We start from the raw sequence: 24,311 nt of genomic DNA, 5'->3' as shown, positions 1-24,311 counted from the left end.
ATATTTTTTACTTTCTTATTTAACTTTTGCTATTTGAGCCATTAACTCAGCCTCTGCACATAATTTACCATTTGCATATGCATATCCTTGCATATGACAAATACCACGACGTATAGGTGAAATTAAATCGCATTTAAATATTAAGGTGTCTCCAGGCACTACCTTTTGTTTAAATTTTACGTTATCTATTTTCATAAAGAATGTTAGATAATTTTCTGGATCTGGCACTGTACTTAAAACTAATATTCCACCAGTTTGAGCCATAGCCTCAACAATTAAAACACCAGGCATAACTGGAGCTCCAGGGAAATGTCCTGCGAAAAACGGTTCATTCATGGTCACGTTTTTCATTCCAATAACACCAGAATCTGTCAATTCAAATATTTTATCAATTAATAAAAATGGTTGTCTATGAGGCAACATATTCATTATTTGATTCACATCCATTAAAGGGTCTTGATTTAAGTCTATTTTAGGAACATTATTCCTTTTTTCATTTTTAATAAGCTTTGACATTTTTTTAGCAAATTGCGTATTCACAAAATGTCCAGGTTTATTAGCAATAACTTTTCCTTTTAAACGAATTCCAATTAAAGCTAAATCTCCAACAACATCTAATAATTTGTGTCTGGCAGCTTCATTTGGATAATGTAATGTTAAATTATCTAGTATACCATTTGGTTTTACTGCAATAGAGTCTTTTTTAAATGCTATTTTTAATTTTTCAATAGTAGATGGCGATATTTCCTTATCTACATATACTATAGCATTATTCAAATCTCCACCTTTAATTAAACCATGCTCAAGAAGCATCTCTAATTCATGTAGGAAACTGAATGTTCTTGAATCTGAAATCTCATCTTTAAAATCTGAAATTTGCTTTAGAGTTGCATTCTGAGTTCCTAAAACTTTAGTTCCAAAATCTACCATTGTAGTAATTTGGTATTCAGAAGCTGGCATGACAAGTATCTCACTTCCAGTTTCTTCGTCTGTATATGAAATAACATCTGTAACAACATATTCTTCTCTAAAAGCTTCTTGCTCTACAACTCCTACTTTTTCTATTGCTTCTACAAAATATTTAGAAGAACCATCCATAATTGGAGGTTCTGAAGCATTAAGTTCAATTATTACATTATCTATATCTAAACCAACTAAAGAAGCCAATACGTGTTCTGATGTTTGTATTGTTACTCCATTTTTTTCTAAACAAGTTCCTCTTTGAGTATTTGTTACGTAATTTGCATCAGCTTCAATTAAAGGTGTTCCTTCTAGATCTATACGTTTAAACGCAAAACCTGTATTTTCAGGAGCAGGTTTGAAAGTTAATGTTACATTTTTTCCTGTGTGCAAGCCAACACCAGTTAAAGAAACTGCTTCTTTAATAGTTTTTTGTTTAACTTCAGTATTAATTATTCCCATTTACTTTTTTTTCTAAATCAGTTATATTTTTTACAATTTTTGGTAAATTCTTAAAATGGACATAGGATTTGTTATAGTCTCCATAAGTTAGTGCAGGTGATCCTTGCAACATTTCATTATCCTTTATACTTCTACCAATTCCAGATTGTGCTTGAATCTTAACATTATTGCCTATAACAATATGACCAACAATTCCAACTTGTCCTCCTATTTGGCAGTTTTCTCCAATTTTAGTTGAGCCAGCAATTCCTGTTTGAGCAGCTATAACAGTGTTTTTACCAATTTCAACATTATGTGCTATTTGAATATGGTTATCTAGTTTCACACCTTTTCTTATTCTAGTAGAACCTAAAGTTGCTCGATCTATAGTTGTTCCTGCACCAATGTCTACAAAATCTTCAATAATAACATTACCAGTTTGAGGTACTTTATTATACTCACCTTTTTCATTTGGCACAAAACCAAAACCATCTGCTCCAATAATAACACCTGAATTAATAACACAGTTTGTTCCTATTACAGTTTCTGAGTATAATTTAGCACCAGCAAAAACTATTGTATCATTTCCAATAATAACATTATCTCCAATATATGTATTAGGAAATATTTTTACGTTATCTCCAATTTTTACATTCTCACCAATATATGTAAAAGCTCCAATATAAATATTGGAACCATATGTTGCAGTTTCTGAAATAAACGAAGGATTTTCGATACCATGTTTATTTAATTTAACCAGATTGTAATATTCTAACAACTTAGAAAAAGATTTATAAGCATCTTCCACTTTAATAAGTGTTGTTTCCAAATTATTTTCTGGCACAAAAGATTTATTAACTATGGTTATAGATGCTTTTGTTGAATATATATATGGTTGATATTTAGGATTAGCAAGGAAGGTTAAAGAGCCTTCTGTGCCTTCTTCAATTTTGGAAAGTTTAGAAACTTCAACATCTGGATTCCCTACAATGTCGCCTTCTAATATTCCTGCTATTTGTTGTGCTGTAAATTTCATTCCAGCAAAAATAGGAAAAAAGTGCTAAAGTTTTTCTTTAGGATAACAGATATAATATTTTGTAACTGTTTTTGAGAGTGCTTTTAGGTTTAATTGGTCTGAAGCTTTAATAATATCCTGTATTTTACCGTTTTTATACAATATATTTATATGTTGTTTTTTTATTTGATATGCTTGATTTGAAATCTCTCCAGTAAAAACAAAATAATTAGCTTCTTCTTTACTTATTCCATATGTATCAATTAATTTTTGAATATGTACTTGAAGCATTTCTTTTTTAACCTTCTTGTTTTTTAATTTTACTTTAAGTAAATCACGATTTATTAGCATATCGCATAAATTCTTTAAAATAAAATCGTCGTGGTATTGCCATTCTTTCATTGCTGAAATAATATCATAATCATCTAATCTTGCAAAAATATCAAGTGTTTCGCTATTAAAGTTTTTAATTGTAATTTCTTGTTTTAAAAAGAATTGTAATGCTTCGCTAGCTTTTAATTCTATTCCTTGGTTTGTTAACTCTTTTGCACGTTTTAAAACACGAATCAATAGTTGTTCAGCAGCTAAGCTAGTTTTATGCAAATAGACTTGCCAATACATAAGCCTTCTAGCTACTAAAAATTTCTCAACACTATAAATACCTTTTTCTTCAATTACCAACTCATCATCTATAACATTAAGCATGGTTATTAAGCGTTCACTATTTATATTTCCTTCTGCTACTCCTGTATAAAAACTATCTCTTTTTAAATAATCAGCTCGATCCATATCCAATTGTCCAGAAATTAACTGACAAAGAAACTTTCTTGGGTGTTCTCCTTTAAAAATTTGAATTGCTAGCGTTAAACTTAAGTTAAAGTCTTGATTAAGCTGTTCCATAAAAAGTAATGAAACCTCTTCATGAGAGACTCCATTTACAATACTATGTTCCATAGCATGAGAGAATGGACCATGACCTATATCATGTAATAAAATAGCAATATAAAGTGCCTGTTCTTCATCATTAGAAATCGTAACCCCTTTAAAACGAAGTACATTGACAGCTTTTTGCATTAAATGCATACACCCTAAAGCATGATGAAATCTGGTATGATGTGCACCTGGATACACCAAATAAGACATACCCATTTGAGAAATTCTTCTTAAGCGTTGAAAATATTTATGCTCAATTAAATCGTAAATTAACGAATTAGGTATAGTAATAAAACCGTAAATTGGGTCGTTAAATATTTTAAGTTTGTTTTGCACAATCAAGCTTATTCTAAGATTTAAAAATTTAAACAAATATACATGAACCATATAAATATTCTTTGGGTTGACGATGAAATTGATTTATTAAAACCACATATCTTATTCCTTGAACAAAAAAACTATTTGGTAACAACCTGCCAAAGTGGTACAGAAGCCCTAGAAGTTTTAGATGATAAAAATTTCGACATTGTTTTTTTAGACGAAAACATGCCAGGCCTAACTGGATTAGAAACCTTAAATGAAATAAAAGAAAAACGAGACACACTTCCAGTAGTAATGATTACTAAGAGTGAAGAAGAATATATTATGGAAGAAGCAATTGGTAATAAAATTGCTGACTATTTGATTAAACCTGTTAATCCAAATCAGATTTTATTGAGTTTAAAGAAAAATTTAGACCATTCCAGATTGGTGTCAGAAAAAACAACTTCTAACTACCAACAAGAATTTCGTAAAATTGCTATGGATTTAAGTATGGTTAATAGCTATGAAGAATGGGTTAATTTATATCAAAAACTAATTTATTGGGAAATTCAGCTTGAAAACATTGAAGATGCTGGTATGTTTGAGATTTTAGAATCTCAAAAAAATGAAGCAAATACGCAATTTGGAAAGTTTATTGACAAACATTATCCAAGTTGGTTTGAACCACATACAGAAGCACCTACTTTATCTCATACCTTATTTAAAGATAAAGTTGTTCCAGAGCTAAGTAAAGAACAACCAACACTTTTAGTCGTTATAGATAATTTAAGATATGACCAATGGAAAGCATTTGAGCCTATTATAAATAATTATTATAAGAAAGAATCTGAGTCTCCATTTTTTAGTATTTTACCAACTGCAACTCAGTATTCTCGAAATGCCATATTCTCTGGATTAATGCCTAGCGATATGGAAAAACTACATCCTGATTTATGGAAAAATGACACAGACGAAGGTGGAAAAAACCTTCATGAAGAAGATTTTTTAAATGCACAATTAAAACGTTTAGGACTTTCGCATTTAAAATCTGAGTACCATAAAATAACGAATTTAAAAAATGGTAAAAAATTAGTTGAAAATTTTAGATCTTTAAAAGACAACGACTTATCTGTTATAGTTTACAACTTTGTCGATATGCTTTCGCATTCTAAAACCGAAATGGATGTTGTTAAAGAATTAGCTTCTAATGATAAAGCATATCGCTCTTTAACCCAAAGTTGGTTTAAAAACTCGCCGCTTTTAGAAATGATTCAACAAGCGCAACAGTTAGGTTTTAAATTAATTGTTACTACAGATCATGGCACAATAAATGTTAAAAATCCTTCAAAAGTAATTGGAGACAAAGACACAAGTTTAAATTTACGTTATAAAACTGGAAGAAGTTTAACTTATGAAGATAAAGACGTTTTAGTTGCTAAAGATCCAAAATCTATTCACTTGCCTTCAATTTCAATGAGCAGCTCTTTTATTTTTGCTAAAGGTGATTTATTTTTTGCATATCCAAACAATTATAATCATTATGTTAGTTACTATAGAAACACCTATCAACATGGTGGCGTTTCTTTAGAAGAAATGATTATTCCATTTGTGGTTTTAAGTCCTAAATAAATCCGTGTAATGCAAAAAAATCCGATGAAATACACATTTTATTAGTTTTTCTAAATTATTATTCCTATTATTGTATGCAAAATTCAATGAAATTGAATATTGATTATAGTATAAATGAGTTACAATCTGTTGCTAAAAAACTCATCAAAAACCTTAATAGCAAAACGATTTTGCTTTATGGCGATATGGGAGTTGGTAAAACGACCTTAATAAAAGCGTTTGTAAAACAGCTCGGAAGTTTTGATGAAGTAAGTAGTCCAACTTATTCAATAGTTAATGAATATGAATTAAAAGATGATAAAATTTATCATTTTGATTTATATAGAATTAAAGACATTGATGAAGCCTATAATTTTGGCATTGAAGATTATATAGATTCAAACCATTGGATAATAATTGAATGGCCAGAATTAATTGAAGAGTTAATAACTAATAATTTTGATAGTATTGTTTTAAAATTAAATGAAAATAATACTAGAAATATAATTTTAAAATAAATGTTTAACGAGCAAATTTAGATAAGTAAAACAACCTAATCTACCTGAAAAATAGACTGATTACGGAAAAACCGTAACGGAAAAATGGAAAAAGTGTGTTTTTAACATAATTTTAACATTTTGGTCTTTTAACATACTGCTTACTCACATACATTTGGGGTAATTAATTAATTAAATCCCTTAAATTATGAAAACTAAAAAGTATGTAATTGCAATTGCAATTTTCGGTGGAATGTTGTTTACAGCTCAAGCAGCTAATTTATTCCAAGCAAATGAAGACGCACCAAAAATTGAAAGAAGAGCTTATCCAGTTCCAGCAAACGGATAAGAAAAGCCTTATTATAGGGAGTTTAGTAGCGACATTATTAGCTATTACACCTTATTTATTTTATTTATACGAAAGTGTTCCAAGCACACAAGTTTGGGACACTTTTTTATTTACGTTTAATGCTGGCATATTAGAAGATTCTAATTATGTGATGTGGATGCTTACTGGAAAAGCAATTCCTTTAATGTTTTTAATCATCTGGTTTTTTACTTGCAGACATTGGTGGTATCATGTTATTTTAGTACCAATGGTTATGTATTTATTTCAAATTGTATCCATATTTTATTCTACTTCTAATATAGATGAATTTCAACTTATGTACATGGTACCAATAATGGCTATTGTTGTACCTACAATTTATTTAATTAGAGCCAAAATGTTCGATAAAATAAATACGGCTTCTAAATCTATGGAAGAACTTGAAGAAGAGTTTAAGATGAAACCAGGAAATATTTGGGAAAAAATAAAACAGTATTTTTAAATTCTTATTTACACATTCAAATTTTTATTCGTAATTTGACTCCTATTATAATGAGCAGCTTATGTCTAAATCTTTAACTCCTTTTACAAAACAACAATTACTACCTCAAGAAGAAACTTTAGAGAAATTAAAGCGCAAAGGCAACTTATTTATTGGCATCCCAAAGGAAACTGCTTTTCAAGAAAAGCGTGTTTGCCTAACACCAGATGCTGTTTCAGCTTTAATAAATAACGGTCATAGAGTTCTATTGGAATCTGGAGCAGGTGAAGGAGCCAATTTTAGCGATAAAGAATATAGCGAAGCTGGTGCCGAAATTACTAAAGATACTGCTAAAGTTTATGGGTGCCCAATGATTTTAAAAGTAGAACCTCCTACTCTAGATCAAATAAATCTAATCAATCCTCAAACAATCTTAATATCTGCTGTTCAACTAAAAACTCAAACAAAAAAATATTTTGAAACTTTGGCGACTAAACGTATTACTGCTTTAGCTTTCGAGTTTATTAGAGACGAAACAGGCGCTTATCCAGCTGTTCGGTCATTAAGTGAAATAGCAGGAACAGCATCCGTACTTATTGCTTCAGAATTATTAAGTAATGTTAACGATGGAAATGGCTTAATGTTTGGAAATGTATGTGGAGTCCCTCCTATTGACGTGGTAATATTAGGTGCAGGTACAGTTGGTGAATTTGCAGCTAGAAGTGCTTTTGGACTTGGTGCCAATGTTAAAGTATTTGATAATTCAATTACTAAACTTAGACGAATGCAAATAAATTTAGGAAAGACTTTTTTCACTTCTACTTTACAACCAAAAAACCTTAGCAAAGCCCTAAAACGTTGCGATGTAGTAATTGCAGCTGTAAGAGGCAAAAACAGATCACCTATTTTGGTGACAGAATCTATGGTTTCAAACATGAAAAATGGTTCTGTTGTTATTGATGTTAGCATTGATATGGGTGGATGTTTTGAAACGAGTGAAGTGACTTCTCATAAAATTCCAACCTTTACTAAACATGGTGTTATACACTATTGCGTACCAAATATTCCTGCTAGGTATTCTAGAACTGCTTCTATTTCAATTAGTAACATTTTTACACCATATCTTTTAAAAATAGCTGAAGATGGAGGTTTAGAAAATTCTTTACGTTTTGATAAAGGTTTAAAAAATGGATTGTATTTTTACCACGGAATTTTAACTAGCAAGTCTGTTGGTGAATGGTTTGATTTAAAGCATAGTGATATAAACTTACTTATATTTTAATTACAGTTTTCTAATAAGCCCTTTTAAAATTTCATTTAATTAAAATATATTACATGAAACTAATTCAAAGAGTTGGGTATTATTTAGGTGGTTTTTCGATTGGACTTGTTGTTTTAGCAGTTTTTTTAAATGGTAAAAAAGTATCTTGCAATTATGGTCCTGAATCTAGAGTGATTAAAAACATCAACTTAAAACAAATTAAATACTCAAATATTATTGATTCTGCTATTTTAAAAAAGGAGATTGACTCTTTAGAAATTAGAGGCTTATTATTGACAGGTGATATTAATTTTTCTAAAAGTGAAACCCGAAAAGAACCTTGTGGAATCTACGCTATTGAAGGAGAAATTAACAAAAAAGAGCTTTTAATTTTGGTTGAAAACTGTGATAGTATAGCAACAATTCAAGATTTAATATGGGAATAAAAAAACCTGAAATAATATTTCAGGTTTTTTTATATTAATTAAATGAAAACTAATTTAAAACAATTCGTTTAGTTATTGAACCATTATTTTCCGTAAGAAAAGATAATAAGTAAACTCCAGCAGGCAAACTTGATAAGTATAAGGTTTTTTCGTTAGAAGTCATTTCTTCTGTTCTAATAGTTCTTCCAAGCATATCATATAACTGAATAGATTTAACAGCTATGTTACCATTTAATTTAATATTAACTAAACCGTCTCTTGATGGATTTGGGTAAACTTTAATATCGTTAGAAACTATTTCTTCATTTTCTTCTATACTTAATGTTGATGAAGCTTGAACTATAAATGCAGGTGGATAAGGTCCAGTAAAGTTATCTCCCCAATTACTTGCAAACATAACTTTATTACCATCTCTATTAGGTACTGCATGAGCTTCATGACCATATCCTGTATCATCATTTGTGTGATGTATTGTATACCTTTCAATGATGTCTGAACCATCTAATTTTATTGCAAAAATTTCTTTTTGCCCAACTGTATCACAACATCCTTCACTTATATAAGCCCAACCTGGTCTATTTATGTTCCTGCAACTAATATGTCCACCCCAAACACCTGTAGATTCTGTCCAATAGTATAATGGAGTAACCATTCCATCACTCAAACGTACAGACTTTAAAAAATAGTTATTACTTCTTGTTGTTGGATCTCCAAATGACACATAAACATCTTCACCATTTATATTTAATCCTAAGTCGGAATGTGTAGTATAATCGTTTAAATGTCTTCTATTCGTTAAATCTATATCTAAAACTTTAATTCCTTGTTCATCTCCACTTCCATCTTCTGCATAATATTCTACAGCATATAAACCAGATGGACTAATTGAAAACCAGCTTAGATTTACTTCGCCAATAAATTTAGTAGCTACAACAACATTATCTTGAATATTATAAACAATTAATGTTTGATCATTCCCATTTCTACCTATTAGACCTATATATTTATCGTCATTAGAAGTGTTCCCCTTTCCATAACCATATTTTATATAAGAAAATTCACTAAATGTATGGAGTGTCTCACTATCATTAGTAGTTACATCATAACTTACAATACTATTACCAGAAACACCATACATTATAGATGGGTTTAAATTAGACCATGAAGCAGAACTTGGAATAGATGCCCAATAAAGAAACTCGTATGTATCTCCATCTAAAATAGCTGCAGGATAGCCAGCCAGTTTAATTAATGTTTCATCTGAATTCCATGGTTGATCTAATGAATATCGATGTCTTAAATTTTGATCAGTAGTTCCGAATTCTATTGCATCACTAATTCTAATTACCTCATTTCCAAATTGATTTGTATTTTTCTCTAAATAATTTGGAGTATCACCAATTGGTAATTGATATTCATCATATTCAATTGAATTTAATTGTATTGATTCTGGGTAATTTTGTGCATTTAAAATGAAAGTTAAAAATAAAAAATTAAAAAATACTACATTTTGAAAACTCTCAAAAAATGAGAATTTCCTTACATATAAATGTTTCATACTTAGGGGTTTTGCTATTAATCTGATGCTAATCTATAAAAATGAATATCTTAAATTGAATAAATAAAATATAATTTCGACAAAATACATATATTTTGTAGTATTATTACTACATATAATGTATTTTGTAGTATATATTTGACGTTTAGACTATTTATTAATCGACAAAATGCATTTTTAAAAACATCAAGATTATATACGTGCAGTTTTAAATTTTAGACTTTTTAATTATAAATAAGTAATCAACAGGTTATTAACAATTTATATAGTATTTAGGTTTTGTTAGAGAAAAATGGCATGCATTTTAGATTGCAAAAAGGTTATTTCGTCTAATTAATTATAGAGAAATATCTTAAGAATAAAAAAATACATATTTTTAATCATTCTAAAAAATAGTTATTAGCCATTTTATATTGAAAAAATCGATTGCTTTTGTATTACCAAACTTAAATACTGGAGGTGCCCAAAGAGTTGTTAGCACCTTAGCAAACTTACTTGTTGAAAAGTACCATGTGCGAATTATTACCTTATATGAATGTAAACCATTTTATAATTTAGATTCAAAAATTAGTGTAAATTTCTGTTTATCTGAATTTAACTCAAACCCTACTTTTGTTCAATCTATAGTTAATAATTTTAAGCTCATTATTAAATTGATAAAAATTTTAAAAAATAATAATGTGAATTTAGCTATAGGTTTTATGTCAACAACAAATATTTATACCATAATAGCTACAAAATTTATAAGAATTCCAAATATAATTAGTGAAAGAGCCAACCCTGAATATAGTTCATTAAATAATATATGGACATTTTTAAGAAAGATAAATTACCCTTTTTCTAATTGCCTTGTGGTTCAGACAAAAGCTAATAAAAATTATTTTAAAACTTATAATAAAAATAAGATTGAGATTATAAATAATCCAATTGACAATAATTTATTATTCAATAGAAATCTCGACATTCCAAAAGAAAACATAATTTTAAATGTTGGCAGATTGGAAGAACCTAAAAATCAAGATTTATTAATTCATGCTTTTAATAAGATAAAAAATATTAACTGGAAACTTATTTTAGTTGGAGATGGTAAAAATTATGAGGCATATAACAAATTAATTGCATCATTAAATATGCAAGATAAAATTATATTAGTAGGTAATTATTCAGATGTTGCTTTTTATTATAACAAAGCAAAAATATTTGCATTCACATCCAAGTATGAAGGATTTCCAAATGTTATTATTGAAGCTATGTCTTACGGTTTGGCTTGTATATCTACAGACTGTCCACATGGACCTTCAGAAATAATTAAAAATAATGAAAATGGCATTTTAATACCTGTTGGAGATCAAATAGCGTTAGAAAAAAACTTAACAATTCTCACTCAAAATCCAAAGTTATTAAAAACATTAAGTAATAATGCCATCATATCTGCAGCAGACTATAATCCTAATAAAATAGCTTTAGAATGGTCTACTTTAATTAATAAAATAATTTAATTAGAAATAAAATAGATTTTTGAAAACAAAAATATATATAAAATCATTATACCATTCTTTTAGAAAAAACCCAACAGTAATTAACATTGTTGCAGTTGCTACTGTTACACTTATAGTAAAAGGTTTTGGTTTCTATAAGGAGATAATTATTGCAAGTAATTTTGGATTATCAGAATTATTAGATACTTTTTTAATTGCAGCCTTAGTTCCAGGTTTTATTTACCAAGTTTTTTTAGGTGCTTTTAAATCGGTTTTTATTCCTAATTATATTATTGAACAAAAGTCTAATAGACCTATTAGTTCTTTTCAAACAACAAGTTTTATAGTTACAATAGGAACTACTGCTATTTTCATGTTTTTAGCATATTTATTTACAAATACGTTTTTGGAAACTTTCTTCCCAAATCATTCTGAAAGCTATTATAAATTAATTAAGGTACAATTCACATATTTACTGCCTTGTATTCTTTTTTGGGGACTTTCGTCTTTAATAAGTGGTTTATTAAACATTTATAACGAGTTTAAATATTCAACTATTTATCCAGTTTTTACTTCTGTGGCAATTTTAGTGTTATTATTATTCTTTAAAGATTTATTTCAAGAAAAAGTTCTAGCAATAGGAATGTTAATTGGTAGTATTCTTGAATTTACATTTTTAGCAATTGTTGCAAAATCTAAAAACATAATAAATCTTACAAAGCCAGATTTTAAAGCTGATGGTACAAAAATGATGTTTAATCAGTTGCCAGCTAAAGTTAGCTCAGGGTTTTTAACTGGTCTAATACCAATAACAGATCAATATTTTGCAGCCCAACTTATAGTTGGCTCAATTGCAGCATTAAATTATGCTTTAAAAATACCAGCTTTTTTTACAGGAATTGTTGTTTTGGCATTAGCTAGAGTATTGCTGCCACATTTTTCAAAATTAACTACAGAAAATAGAGAATCTGCTTTTAAGCAATTAAATAAAATATTAAAATTTGTATTCATATCTATTATTCTTATTATTATACCTATTATTTTATTTTCTGATAGTATTATAGAATTAGTTTTTGAACGCAATGAATTTACTTCAGATGACACTTTAATTGTTTCAGGATTACAAATAGTTTTATTAATTGGAGCTCCTTTCTATATCTGTGGAAATATTTTAGTCCAATTTTTAACAAGTATTAATAAAAACACTTTTATGGCATATGTTTCTTTTGGCAGTATGACTCTGAACATTATATTGGATTATATTTTTTTAAAACTATATGGAATATATGGAATTGTATTATGCACAACTACTATTTATATGCTAAGAAGTCTTATACTTTATATATATACAAACAAACAAAAAAATCTGTAGTATATTTTCAATAAAACCGCCTAAATATTATCAAAAAATATAAAAAGTAAATTGATGAATTTAAAAGAATTATTACCTACCTATAACTCTCTAGAGAAACCTACTGAATTTGATTATAAATTCACAATATTTACTCCAGTTTACAATCGTGCTGATACGATACATAGAGTCTTTAATTCTCTTGAAAGACAAACCTTTAAAGATTTTGAATTATTAATTATAAATGATGGTTCTAAAGATAATTCTCACGAAGTCATTCAAGAACTTATCTCGAAATCGAAATTAAACATTCGTTATGTTAATAATGAAACCAACCGTCACAAGATGGCTTGTATTGTTCAAGGTATAAATCTTGCTAAAGGAGAGTTTTTCTTACCATTAGATTCTGATGATGAATGTGTAGAAAATGCTTTAGAGGTATTTTTAAAAATTTACAATAACATTCCTTTAGAAAAACAGTCTTACATTAGTGGAGTTACTTGTTTATGTGTTGATCAACATGGTAATTTAATTGATGAAAAATTTAAAGAAACTCCATTTTATAGCTCTTCGTTTGAAAACAGACTTAATGAATTAAGTCTTGAAGAAAAGTGGGGTTTTGTTAAAACAGATATTTTAAAAGGTGTCTATATAAATCCTGAAGTCTTTTCTAAAGGATATATTCCAGAAGGAATTATCTGGAACTTACTATCCAAGCATCAATTTAAAACAGTATTTACTAATGATATACAAAGAATTTATTATTTAGATACTGGAAATAGAATCTCCAATCAAAATCATAAAAATGATGCCTTTGGGATGGCCGTTTTTTCTTTATGTATCCTAAATTGGTTTTATAAAGATTATTTTTGGAAAAACCCAAAAGTTTTTTTAATTAGAGTATATTCACTAATTCGAGCAGCTATTTTTTTAGATTTTAAAAGACAAGATTACATAAAAGCTTTAGATTCCAAAAAAATAAAATTGTTAGTTAATTTATGTTGGCCATTTAAGAAAATGTTTTTTAAAATAATTGGCTAATTCAATTTTTAAATGAGAATATTTTCTCTAGACCATGAAAATATTAAAATACTTCTTATTAGCATTAATTATATTAAATCTACCAACGTTTGGAATAAAGACTTTTGGTAGTACTATTGGTAGCCTATTGAGTATTCTTCTGTTTGGTAGTGCACTATTATATTTTTTTTTTAATAAAAAAAACAAAGCCCCTATTCCGTTCATTTTATTAGGATTGACATACTTTTTAATTTCTGGAATTAATTATACAGGAGTACTTAGAGAATTTATTGTAGATGCAATTAAGTATTTTATCTTTATAATAAGTACAGTACATCTAGCAAAAAATACAACACAAAAAGAATTAGGCATATTATTAATTATAGGAGCAGCAAGTGTTTTAATAAACGCTATGTTTTTTTCAACACACTATGGTCGTTATGGTGGATTTTACATAAACCCTAATAGAGCTGGAGTTGCTTGTCTAATAGCTTTTTCACTTACATTTCTTATAAAAAAGAAACTTATTAAGCTAATCTTACAATTATTAATTGTTACTGCTGGAATAATGACTCTTTCAAGATATTTTATACTCTTATTGGTTATAATAAATATTATTGCAATAATTTCAAATAGAAAAAACAGTATCAGCTTAATAGCTGGAACTTTTGCAATAATAATAGTGCTTTCTATCTCATCAATTTTTCAATTAAACACAACTAGATTTTCAGCTTTTCAAAGTATTTTTAACAGTAGTGAGGTTGAAACCAAAACCATCACTAAAGGATCCAGAGAAGAAACGTGGGCTCTTTATACAGATATAATTTTGAACAATCCTATTTTAGGAAATGGCTACAACTCGCTTCATGGTAACAAATCTAATTTTTCATCAGATATAAGAAGTGGTGTTCATAACACCTATTTAATGGCTTTAGGTGAAGCTGGAATTATTCCATTTTTGTTATTTATTATTGTTTATATATCACTATTTATAAAAAGTTTAAAATATTATAAAACTCACCTCGAATATTTATGTATAGCTACGATATTAATGACTTTTTTATTAGTGTCACATAATTATTTCGATAATTATTTAGCTTTATTTATTTCTATGTGGTTATATGAAAAATTAAAATCAAATCCGAAATATTATCACAAAACATTAGTTGAAATTGAGTAATTTATATTTTTAAATGAATAAAAAAAAAATAAATATCTTATTTGTTTTACCATCACTTGCAGCAGGTGGAGCAGAACGCATTATGTCTTTTGTTGCTCAAAACTTAGATAAAGAAAAATTTGATGTTAAACTGATTGTTACTGGTTTTGAAAAAGATACTGTTTATCAAACTTCAGATTTAACAATTATATACTTAAATAAAAATAGAGTATTAAAATCTGTATTTATATTATTTCGTCTTTTAAAAAGGGAAAGAGCAGATATAGTTATAAGCTCCATTGTGCATTTAAACACTTTTTTAGCTTTTTTTTCAAAATTCTTCCCTAAAACAAAATTTATATCAAGAGAAGCAAATGTGCTCTCAGAATTAAGCAAACACAATCCATATAACAATGTTATATTTTCAAAGAAAATGATTGTACTAGCCTATAAATTGGTTGACAAGATTATTTGTCAATCTAATGATATGCGCCAAGATTTAGTAACACATTTTAAAGTTCCCTTAATAAAAACAGAGTTAATAAATAATCCAATTACAAACACTTCAAATCTTAAAAAAAAAGCTAGAAACCAGTCTAGTACAATAAAATTAATAACCATAACAAGGTTAAGCAAACATAAAGGACACCTTAGAATTTTAGATGCATTATCTAGGGTAGATTTTCCTTTTAGATATACAATAATAGGACATGGTACAGAGAAAGAAACTATTTACAATTATGCAAAAGAAAAGGGACTACTAGATCATATTGAATTTATAAATTTCACTCAAGAAGTTGATGCATATTTATCTGAAAACGATCTATACTTACAAGGATCCTATGTAGAGGGATTTCCTAATATTCTATTAGAAAGTTGTTTAGTAGGAACTCCAATTTTAGCATTTAATGCTCCAGGAGGCTTAGATGAAATTATAATTAATGGTAGTAATGGTTATATAGCTGATACAATTGATGAGTTTGTACATTATCTAAACCTATTGAATGCTGATTTTAATTTTAATCCTGAAATTGTTAATAGTGTTGTAACAAGTAGGTTTAATAAAGAAAAAATAATTAGTCAATACGAACAGTTGTTTATTAATATAACACATGAATAAAAAAACAAAAATAAGCCTGTTTGTACCAACAATAAGTTCTGGTGGAGCAGAAAGAGTTGCCAGTCTTTTTGCTAATGAACTTACTAAATATTTTGATGTTACAATAATTCTTTTATACAATATAATAGAATTTCCTTTAAACAAAGACATTAAAGTAATAACTCTATCTGAGGCAGTAGAAATTGAAAAAAAGGGTAAGATTAATTATTTATTAGAATACTTGAAATTCATTTATAAATTTCATAAAGCTATAAAATCTGAAAAAATTGATGTTGTCATTTCATTTATGATTAGACAAAACATTATGACTGGAGTTGCTAAAATATTTAATCCAAATTTAAAAACGATAATAAGTGAGCGTTGTTTTCCATCTAAAAGATATCTAAACAATAAGAGTACAGCAATTGCTACTAAAATATTAATCCCACTATTTTACAATAAAAACAATAAACTTTTTTCAAATTCTATTCATATAAATAAAGATCTAATAGACAATTTTAATGTAAAGATAAATACGAATGTTATATACAACCCCATTTTAAATAATTCCAACAAGCCGTTTACTAAAGATTTTACAATCCTTAATGATAAATTTCAAATAGTAACTGTTGGTCGATTAATACCTATAAAAAATCAAAAAATTATTATAGAAGCCATTAGTACTATTTCAAAAAACATTACTCTAGATATTTATGGTGAAGGAGAATTAAAAAGTGAAATTATTTCATATTCTAAAAATCTGAATCTAGAAAAAAATATAATTTTAAATGGTTTTAATTTTAATGTTAAATCTCAATTAGTTAATTATCATTGTTTTATTTTAAGCTCGCTCTCAGAAGGATTTCCTAATGCCTTACTTGAAGCTATGTCTGTAGGGTTGCCTGTAATAGCTACTAATTGCATGTCTGGTCCATTAGAACTTTTAAATGATAATATTTCAGTTTCCATTGAAAAAAATTCATTTTATAAAGCCAAGTATGGTATTTTAGTTAATGTAGATGATGCTATTGGTATCAAGAATGCCATACAATATCTTCAAAACAACAATGATGATAGAATTAAATATGGTGAATTAGGTTTTAAAAGATCTAAAGATTTTAACTTAGAAATTATAAGTCTTCAATTGAAAAAATTGATTGATGATATTTAAATAATTTATTTTTTAGGAAGTTTAAGTCTATCACCAAATTTCAAATCCCATTCGTCTGGTTTAAACACACCAAATCCAGATTCAGAATGCAAAGTAATTTCACCAAAATACACTTTGTTATTAAGTGTATATAAATCAACCCTTGTGTAACAAAAGTCCTGAGCCAAAGCTTTAGAAACAACTTTCATTTCTTCATAGCAATCAGGTTTCTCTAATTGACGACCATTTTTATAAACCCATTCAATATCTAAAAAATTCCAATTTACATCATATAGGTTTCTCGTGTGATCTGTATGTCTGTCCAAATCGACTTGTGTAAAAACTAATTCGCCATTAAAATAATGCATTTTATAATCAAAAGGAATGCTACCATCTTCATGCTGAAGTAATTTTTCTACAATTATTCGTGGTTCAATATCCTTATACTGCCATTCTTTATATTTAGTATAATAATTAATATGTAAAGACTTAAATAATTTATTTCTAACCACAGTCCAATTTATATTCTTTTTATCTGTTATTATAGAACCTCCTGAACTGTCATGATTGGCTTTTATAATTACTGGAAAATTAGGTATATTTTCAGGTTTTATATCCTTTAGGTTTGTTGTTTCAAAGACTAAAGGAATTAAATACTTATCTCCTACTTTTTCTTTAACATATTCTCTAACTCTATACTTATCTGCACATAACGTATGTAATGGAGTTCTATCATTTAGTTTAAGCCATTGCAGTTTTTCATTAAATGTTTTTGGATTATTTAAATCTGGTTTTTTATTAAAATTTTTTAAAAACTCTTTATTAATTCTAGTTACATCGTCTACAATAGTAAATCTTACATAATTATAAGCTCCATAAAAAGGTTGTATTAAATAAGGACCATAAGTGGTTTCTAGATATAGTTTTCTAATAAATTCTTTCAAAATAACAGGGTTGTTTAAGCAATAAATATTTATACAATAACAAATTTAATAAACTAACTTAGCATATTTTTAAATTAAATTTTAAATTTGAATTGTTTAACAAATTATGAATAAAAAAATCTGTTTAGTTGGTGGTGAAGATGCTCATAAAAGAATACCATTATCCAAATATTTAACAGAAGCTGGTTTTAAAGTGACTATTTTAGGAACTAGCAAGGAAAAATTCCCAGAAAACATAAATTATATTCCTTATAATTTAAATAGAAAATTATCCCTTATTTCAGATTTCAAAACTTTAAAATGGCTTAATCGTTTTTTTAAGGAAAACACTTTTGATGTTATTCATACTTTTGATACCAAACCAGCACTTTTAGTGCCACTTTCACAGCTAAAAACAAAAACTCCTATTACCAGAACAATTACAGGACTTGGATCCATATTCATGGACTATAGTTTCTTTGGTTATTTACTAAGAAGATTCTATTTTATTCTTCACAGTGTAGTAAAAAAAAGAGTTTTCATGACAGTCTTTCAAAATAATGATGATAAAAAACTATACCTTAAAAAGAAATTAATCAATCCAGATAAATTTGAAATTATATTAAGTAGTGGAATTGAACTCAATAATAAAATTGTAAAAGCAAAAAGAGATAATACAAAATTTACTTTTATTTGTGTATCGAGACTTGTATATGAAAAAGGGATTGTAAACTTTCTTGAAGCTGCCAAAATATGTAAAACTAAAAATTATGATTTTAATTTTGTTTTAGTAGGTCCTTTAGAAGAAAACTCAAAACGTTTAAACAGCAGTATCCTTAAAAATTATAGTGACATTGTTACTTGGTTAGGTTCAAGAAAAAATATATTAAAACTACTATCAGAGTCTGATGCATTTGTTCTTCCTACTTTTTATGGAGAAGGATTTCCTAGAGTACTTTTAGAAGCTGGAGCTGTAGGTTTGCCTATAATATCTACTCACGTAACTGGTGTTAGAGAATTTGCCAACCACAATAAGCAAGCTCTGTTAGTTGAACCCAAGAATTCTAATGCATTAGCAGAAGCTATGATTACATTAGCAACAAATAAAGATTTAGCTGATGAATTATCTGAAAATGTAATTAAACACGTAAAAATGTTTAGCTTAGAAAATGTATCTAAACAATATATAACTATATTTAATGAAGCTATTAATCTCAAATAAAAAATGAAAATTCCATTTTCACCTCCTTACATTAATAAAGCTGTAATAAAAGAAGTTAATGATGCTTTAGAATCTGGCTGGATAACAACTGGACCAAAAGTTAGAAAATTAGAAGAACTTGTTTGTAAATACACTTATTCACCAAATACACTTTGCGTAAATTCAGCAACTTCAGGTCTAATCTTAGCCTTAAAATGGTATGGTATTAGTAAAGGTGACGAAGTTATAATTCCTGCCTATACTTATGCTGCAACTGCATTGGCAGTAATACATGTTGGAGCAACACCAGTAATGGTTGACATAGAGAATGATTTTAACATATCTGTTAAACAAATTGAAAAAGCAATTACAACCAAAACAAAAGCTATAATTCCTGTAGATATTGCTGGTTGGCCTTGTAATTATTCTGATATTAATAAAATTGTAAACAGTAAAAAAAAAATATTCCAATCTTCAAATAACAACCAAGAAAAATTAGGTAGAATTTTAATTCTTGCAGATTCTGCTCATTCTATTGGAGCTAAATATAAAAACCATTTTTTAGGTACCATTGCAGACATTACTGTATTTTCTTTCCATGCAGTTAAAAATGTAACAACTGCCGAAGGTGGTGCAGTTTGTCTTAATCTACCTAAACCTTTTAATAACCAAGAAGAATATGATTATTTAAGATGTTATTCTTTAAATGGTCAAACCAAAGATGCTTTTACAAAATCAAAAGCTGGAGGTTGGAAATACGATATAATTTACCCTGGTTTAAAAATAAATATGCCAGATATTTTAGCAGCAATAGGTGTAGCTCAAATTCCCGAATATTTTGAAAAAACACTTAAAAAAAGATTAAACATTTACGCCTATTACCATAACTTTTTTTCAGAAAAACCTTGGGCTATTTTACCTCCATGTATTGATGATGATAGAGTTTCATCTTGTCATTTATATGCACTTAGAATTAAAAATATTTCTGAAACTACACGAAATATCATAATAGATAAAATTTCTCAACAAGGGGTAGCAACTAACGTACACTTTCAACCTTTACCATTACTTTCTTTATTTAAAGAAATGGGATATGAAATAAATTCGTATCCAAATGCATACAATAATTATAAGGGTGAAATATCTCTACCTATATACCCACAACTAACTAAAGAGCAATTAGAACACATAGTTTTAACAGTAGAAAAAGCAGTAGAAACCAGTTTATGATTAAAAGATTGTTTGATATTATTTTTTCGTTTTTTGGAATAATTTTATTGTTACCTGTTTTAATAATTATTGCTATTCTTATAAAAATTGAATCTAAAGGTTCTGTCTTTTATATTCAAAAAAGAGTAGGAAGACATAATAAGGATTTTAACATTTATAAATACAGAACAATGTTTGTTGATTCTGAAAAAAAAGGATTATTAACAATTGGAGATAGAGATCCAAGAGTTACGAGCATAGGATATGTCTTAAGGAAATTTAAGTTAGACGAAATTCCTCAATTAATAAATGTATTTATTGGGAATATGAGTTTTGTAGGCCCAAGACCAGAAGTGAGAAAATATTTAAACCATTACTCTAAAGATGATTTGTTAATTTTATCTGTAAAGCCAGGCATAACAGACTACGCATCAATATATTTTAGAAATGAAGCCGAATTACTAAAAGCCACAAATAACCCAGAAAAATTATATGTGGAAACCATACTGCCAAAAAAAATTGCTTTAAATAAAATTTATATTAATAAAAACAATGTGGTTATAGACTTTAAAATCATTGTCAAAACATTATTAACTATAATCAAATAAATTCAAACAACCTTTATCTCATTTCTTATCTAATTTTTATAAATCGTATTTCTAATTAGTGTCTATAGATTATTTACATGATTTTTAAAATAGTAATAAATCTATATAATTTAGACTAAGTACCAATAAATTAGATAAAATCTTAATACCTTTAATTTATAAAAAAAGTAAAACGTAGAAATTAGTTATTTATCGTATTTTTTTGATGATTGCTATTTAAACTTAGATATTTACTATGGCTAAAAAAGCAACCCTTTTGAATACTAAAATATGGTTATCGTCGCCACACATGAGTGGTCATGAACATAAATACATAAAAGAGGCATTTGATACTAACTGGATAGCTCCTTTAGGCCCAAATGTAAATGGTTTTGAAAAAGACTTAGAGATTTATTTAGGTAATGAAACTCATGTGGCTGCATTAACTACAGGAACTGCTGCTATTCATTTAGCATTGATTCTTTTAAATATTCAAGAAAATGATGAAGTTATTTGTCAAACAAAAACATTTGCAGCATCTATAAATCCTGTATTATACTTGGGAGCAAAACCAGTATTTGTAGATAGCGAAAAGGATACATGGAATATGTGTCCAGTTTTACTTGAACAAGCCATTTTAAATAGAATTAAATTAGGTGTTAAACCAAAAGCAGTTATTGTTATAAACTTATATGGTATGCCACATAAAGTGAAAGAAATACAAAATATCTCGAAAAAATATAAGATTCCTATTGTTGAAGATAGCGCTGAGGCTTTAGGTAGCAGTTATAACAATAAAAAATGTGGCACATTTGGAGATCTTTCTGTATTATCTTTTAATGGAAATAAAATTATTACAACTTCAGGTGGAGGAGCATTAGTTTCTAAAAGCAAAGAAATCAAAACAAAAACAATCTATTTAGCCACTCAAGCAAAAGAACCTGGTTTAGAATATTCTCATGTTACTACTGGGTATAACTATAGAATGTCAAATATTTTAGCTGGAATTGGTAGAGGTCAAATGGAAGTTTTAGAGGCTTATGTTGAGTTAAGGAGAAAAAATTATAATTATTATTTAAAACATTTAAAGCATTTAAAAGTTATTAAATTTTTAAATGAACCCGAAGGATTTTATTCAAATAGATGGCTAACTTGCATTGAATTGCCTACCAAGCAAATTAGAGATGAATTATTAAAGTTGTTGATAAATAATAATATTGAAGCAAGGCCCTCTTGGAAACCTATGCATTTGCAACCTGCTTTTAAGCATTATCCTAAATATTTAAATGGTATTTCGGACAAATTATATAAAAAAGTACTTTGTTTACCTAGTGGATCTAATCTAACTAAAAAAGAATTAGATAGGATTCTAACAATAATTAAACAATATTTTGGATAGATTAATAAACATATTAAAAAATGTCTCAAACAAGTATGCCTCAAAATGGCTGGTACTTATATTTGATTTAACTGTTGTTGCTTTTACTTTTTTTATAGCATATATTATTCGTTTCAATTTTGAAATTGATTTCGACATCTTAATATTTTTAAAGCAAATTCCATTTGTATTGCTTGCTGCATTTATTAGTTTTCTAATTGTTAACTCTCATAAAGGTGTTGTAAGATTTACAGGAGTAAAAGATGTTATAAATCTAATAATTGGCACAAACATTTTAGCTACTATTTTAATAGTTACTACATTTTTAAGCAGACACTATAACTTTGATAGCGTTTTTGATATTCCTGGATCAATCATATACATTCATTTACTGCTTAACATCTTTTTTTTAGTAGGTATTAAGTTTTTTATTAAATCAATTTACAAAAGCATAACAACAGACTTTGAAATAAAAAAATCTGTATTAATTTATGGTGCTGGATCTTCAGGATTAATAACTTATGATGCTGTAACAAACGACCCTAAAAGCAACATACAAATTGTTGGTTTTATTGATGATAATGAAAGTAAATCTGGTAAAAAAATTAACCTTTTAAATGTTTATGAACCTGAAAAAATAACAGAAACTTTTATTAAAAAAAACAATATTGATGAGGTTATTATTTCAATTCAAAACATAGATTCTAATAGACTATTACAAATTACAAGTAACTTATTTGCTTTAAATCTAAAAGTTAAAATTGTTCCTGCCGTTAAAAATTGGATTAATGGCGACTTAAGTTTTGGTCAAATACAAGAGTTAAATTTAGAAGACTTACTAGGCAGAGAGCCTATTAATATTGACAACCCTATTCTTGATGAAGAATATACAAATAAAGTTATTATTGTTACTGGTGCAGCAGGTTCTATTGGAAGTGAATTAGTTAGAAAACTTTCTAGATATAATTATAAAAAATTAATTTTAATAGATAATGCTGAATCAAACCTCTATAATATTCAGCAAGAATTAAATATCAATGGCATTACAAACATTGAAACTATTGTAGCAGATATTAGAAACAAAATAAGAATCAACAACATCTTTGATTTTCATAAACCTGAAATTATTTTTCATGCCGCTGCTTATAAACATGTTCCTCTTATGGAACAAAATCCATACGAAGCTGTTAGTGTTAATGTAAAGGGAACTAAAAACTTAATTGATTTATCAGTAAGATATGGAGTAGATAAATTTGTATTGATTTCAACAGACAAAGCTGTAAATCCAACAAATGTTATGGGAGCTACAAAGCGTATCGCAGAAATTATTGTATGTTGTCAAAACCAAATTTTATCTAAAAGAACTAAATTTATTATTACAAGGTTTGGAAATGTTTTAGGATCTAATGGCTCTGTTATTCCTTTGTTTAAAAGACAAATAGAATCTGGTGGGCCACTTACCGTAACTCATAAAGATATTATTAGATATTTTATGACAATCCCTGAGGCTGCTCAGTTAGTATTAGAAGCTTCCGCAATGGGATTAGGTCATGAAATATTTGTTTTTGACATGGGAAAACCTGTTAAAATATTTGATTTAGCTATAAACATGATTACACTTTCTGGATTTAAATATCCTGAAGATATTAACATAATAATTACAGGCTTACGTCCTGGAGAAAAGATTTTTGAGGAATTATTAATAGATGGCGAAAATACCAAACCAACTTATAACGAAAAGATTATGATTGCTAAATGTAAACCTATAAATATTTCTAATCTAGAAAATAATATTGAAGCCCTATGTCAATTAGGTCCAAATACCCAAAACATAGAAATTGTTTCTAAAATCAAAGAGATAGTATTTGAGTATAATCCGAAAAATTCAAAGTACGACGTGTTAAACATTCGTAAATAAATAAAGA

The 24,311-nt window shown here is 27.6% G+C and carries 22 protein-coding genes; 17 read left to right on the top strand and 5 right to left on the bottom strand.

Going from position 1 to position 24,311, the window contains the following annotated elements; all coding sequences use genetic code 11:
• Positions 1-15 precede the first annotated feature (15 nt).
• The 3 genes from FVF61_RS02040 to FVF61_RS02030 are packed head-to-tail and all read right to left on the bottom strand — an operon-like array spanning position 16 to position 3,691.
• Positions 16-1,422 carry a bifunctional UDP-3-O-[3-hydroxymyristoyl] N-acetylglucosamine deacetylase/3-hydroxyacyl-ACP dehydratase gene (locus FVF61_RS02040; protein WP_148452733.1) on the bottom strand — a complete coding sequence of 469 codons (1,407 nt, stop codon included), beginning with the start codon at positions 1,420-1,422 and terminating at the stop codon, positions 16-18.
• Positions 1,409-2,437, bottom strand: coding sequence for a UDP-3-O-(3-hydroxymyristoyl)glucosamine N-acyltransferase (gene lpxD, locus FVF61_RS02035; RefSeq protein WP_148452731.1), 1,029 nt, complete (start codon positions 2,435-2,437; stop codon positions 1,409-1,411). The genes FVF61_RS02040 and lpxD overlap by 14 nt, the downstream gene beginning before the upstream one ends.
• Before the next feature lie 24 nt (positions 2,438-2,461).
• Complete coding sequence (locus tag FVF61_RS02030; protein ID WP_199757257.1) at positions 2,462-3,691, bottom strand: HD domain-containing protein; 1,230 nt, start codon at positions 3,689-3,691, stop codon at positions 2,462-2,464.
• A 36-nt stretch (positions 3,692-3,727) separates the two neighbouring features.
• Between FVF61_RS02030 and porX the strand changes: the two genes are divergently transcribed.
• From porX to FVF61_RS02005, 6 genes are all read left to right on the top strand, one after another.
• Positions 3,728-5,281: a T9SS response regulator signal transducer PorX gene (gene porX, locus FVF61_RS02025; protein WP_148452726.1), complete on the top strand. Its 1,554-nt coding sequence runs from the start codon at positions 3,728-3,730 to the stop codon at positions 5,279-5,281.
• 86 nt (positions 5,282-5,367) lie between these two features.
• Entirely contained in the window at positions 5,368-5,778 is a 411-nt protein-coding gene (tsaE, locus tag FVF61_RS02020) for a tRNA (adenosine(37)-N6)-threonylcarbamoyltransferase complex ATPase subunit type 1 TsaE (RefSeq protein ID WP_233586652.1), read from the top strand.
• A gap of 187 nt (positions 5,779-5,965) precedes the next feature.
• On the top strand, positions 5,966-6,106 hold the full coding sequence (locus FVF61_RS14225; protein ID WP_199757249.1) for a hypothetical protein: 141 nt from the start codon (positions 5,966-5,968) through the stop codon (positions 6,104-6,106).
• Positions 6,051-6,587, top strand: a complete 537-nt coding sequence (locus FVF61_RS02015; protein ID WP_148452722.1) for a hypothetical protein — start codon at positions 6,051-6,053, stop codon at positions 6,585-6,587. The genes FVF61_RS14225 and FVF61_RS02015 overlap by 56 nt, the downstream gene beginning before the upstream one ends.
• Before the next feature lie 61 nt (positions 6,588-6,648).
• Positions 6,649-7,848 (top strand): alanine dehydrogenase, encoded by a 1,200-nt coding sequence (locus FVF61_RS02010; RefSeq protein ID WP_148452720.1) that lies wholly within the window; start codon positions 6,649-6,651, stop codon positions 7,846-7,848.
• Positions 7,849-7,901: 53 nt separating this feature from the next.
• A complete protein-coding gene (locus FVF61_RS02005) occupies positions 7,902-8,273 on the top strand; it encodes a DUF4258 domain-containing protein (protein ID WP_148452718.1) in 372 nt (123 codons plus the stop codon).
• A 49-nt stretch (positions 8,274-8,322) separates the two neighbouring features.
• Here the strand turns inward: FVF61_RS02005 and FVF61_RS02000 are convergent, their stop codons facing one another.
• Positions 8,323-9,831 (bottom strand): T9SS type A sorting domain-containing protein, encoded by a 1,509-nt coding sequence (locus FVF61_RS02000; RefSeq protein WP_148452716.1) that lies wholly within the window; start codon positions 9,829-9,831, stop codon positions 8,323-8,325.
• 413 nt (positions 9,832-10,244) lie between these two features.
• Here FVF61_RS02000 and FVF61_RS01995 point away from each other — a divergent pair, with 413 nt between their 5' ends.
• From FVF61_RS01995 to FVF61_RS01970, 6 genes are read left to right on the top strand one after another with little or no spacing between them, the layout of a single operon-like run.
• Positions 10,245-11,330, top strand: a complete 1,086-nt coding sequence (locus tag FVF61_RS01995; RefSeq protein WP_148452714.1) for a glycosyltransferase family 4 protein — start codon at positions 10,245-10,247, stop codon at positions 11,328-11,330.
• Positions 11,331-11,349: 19 nt separating this feature from the next.
• A complete protein-coding gene (murJ, locus tag FVF61_RS01990) occupies positions 11,350-12,681 on the top strand; it encodes a murein biosynthesis integral membrane protein MurJ (protein WP_199757248.1) in 1,332 nt (443 codons plus the stop codon).
• A gap of 54 nt (positions 12,682-12,735) precedes the next feature.
• Positions 12,736-13,701, top strand: a complete 966-nt coding sequence (locus FVF61_RS01985; RefSeq protein ID WP_148452712.1) for a glycosyltransferase family 2 protein — start codon at positions 12,736-12,738, stop codon at positions 13,699-13,701.
• A 34-nt stretch (positions 13,702-13,735) separates the two neighbouring features.
• On the top strand, positions 13,736-14,860 hold the full coding sequence (locus tag FVF61_RS01980) for an O-antigen ligase family protein (RefSeq protein ID WP_148452710.1): 1,125 nt from the start codon (positions 13,736-13,738) through the stop codon (positions 14,858-14,860).
• 13 nt (positions 14,861-14,873) lie between these two features.
• A complete protein-coding gene (locus tag FVF61_RS01975) occupies positions 14,874-15,959 on the top strand; it encodes a glycosyltransferase (RefSeq protein WP_148452708.1) in 1,086 nt (361 codons plus the stop codon).
• Positions 15,952-17,109 (top strand): glycosyltransferase, encoded by a 1,158-nt coding sequence (locus FVF61_RS01970; protein WP_148452706.1) that lies wholly within the window; start codon positions 15,952-15,954, stop codon positions 17,107-17,109. The genes FVF61_RS01975 and FVF61_RS01970 overlap by 8 nt, the downstream gene beginning before the upstream one ends.
• Before the next feature lie 5 nt (positions 17,110-17,114).
• Here FVF61_RS01970 and FVF61_RS01965 read toward each other — a convergent pair whose 3' ends face one another.
• Complete coding sequence (locus FVF61_RS01965) at positions 17,115-18,032, bottom strand: ATP-grasp fold amidoligase family protein (RefSeq protein WP_148452704.1); 918 nt, start codon at positions 18,030-18,032, stop codon at positions 17,115-17,117.
• Positions 18,033-18,138: 106 nt separating this feature from the next.
• Between FVF61_RS01965 and FVF61_RS01960 the strand changes: the two genes are divergently transcribed.
• The 5 genes from FVF61_RS01960 (at position 18,139) to FVF61_RS01940 (ending at position 24,304) form a co-directional block, all read left to right on the top strand.
• On the top strand, positions 18,139-19,233 hold the full coding sequence (locus FVF61_RS01960) for a glycosyltransferase (RefSeq protein WP_148452702.1): 1,095 nt from the start codon (positions 18,139-18,141) through the stop codon (positions 19,231-19,233).
• A gap of 3 nt (positions 19,234-19,236) precedes the next feature.
• A complete protein-coding gene (locus FVF61_RS01955) occupies positions 19,237-20,442 on the top strand; it encodes a DegT/DnrJ/EryC1/StrS family aminotransferase (RefSeq protein ID WP_148452700.1) in 1,206 nt (401 codons plus the stop codon).
• Positions 20,439-21,029, top strand: coding sequence for a sugar transferase (locus FVF61_RS01950; RefSeq protein ID WP_148452698.1), 591 nt, complete (start codon positions 20,439-20,441; stop codon positions 21,027-21,029). Before FVF61_RS01955 ends, FVF61_RS01950 begins: the two co-directional genes overlap by 4 nt.
• 235 nt (positions 21,030-21,264) lie before the next feature.
• Positions 21,265-22,407, top strand: coding sequence for a DegT/DnrJ/EryC1/StrS family aminotransferase (locus tag FVF61_RS01945; protein WP_148452696.1), 1,143 nt, complete (start codon positions 21,265-21,267; stop codon positions 22,405-22,407).
• Positions 22,400-24,304 (top strand): polysaccharide biosynthesis protein, encoded by a 1,905-nt coding sequence (locus tag FVF61_RS01940; protein WP_148452694.1) that lies wholly within the window; start codon positions 22,400-22,402, stop codon positions 24,302-24,304. The genes FVF61_RS01945 and FVF61_RS01940 overlap by 8 nt, the downstream gene beginning before the upstream one ends.
• Positions 24,305-24,311 lie beyond the last annotated feature (7 nt).

Source organism: Xanthomarina maritima, from assembly GCF_008084905.1.
In the GTDB taxonomy this organism is placed as follows: domain Bacteria; phylum Bacteroidota; class Bacteroidia; order Flavobacteriales; family Flavobacteriaceae; genus Xanthomarina; species Xanthomarina maritima.
This window is presented reverse-complemented; position numbering and strand designations above follow the sequence as displayed.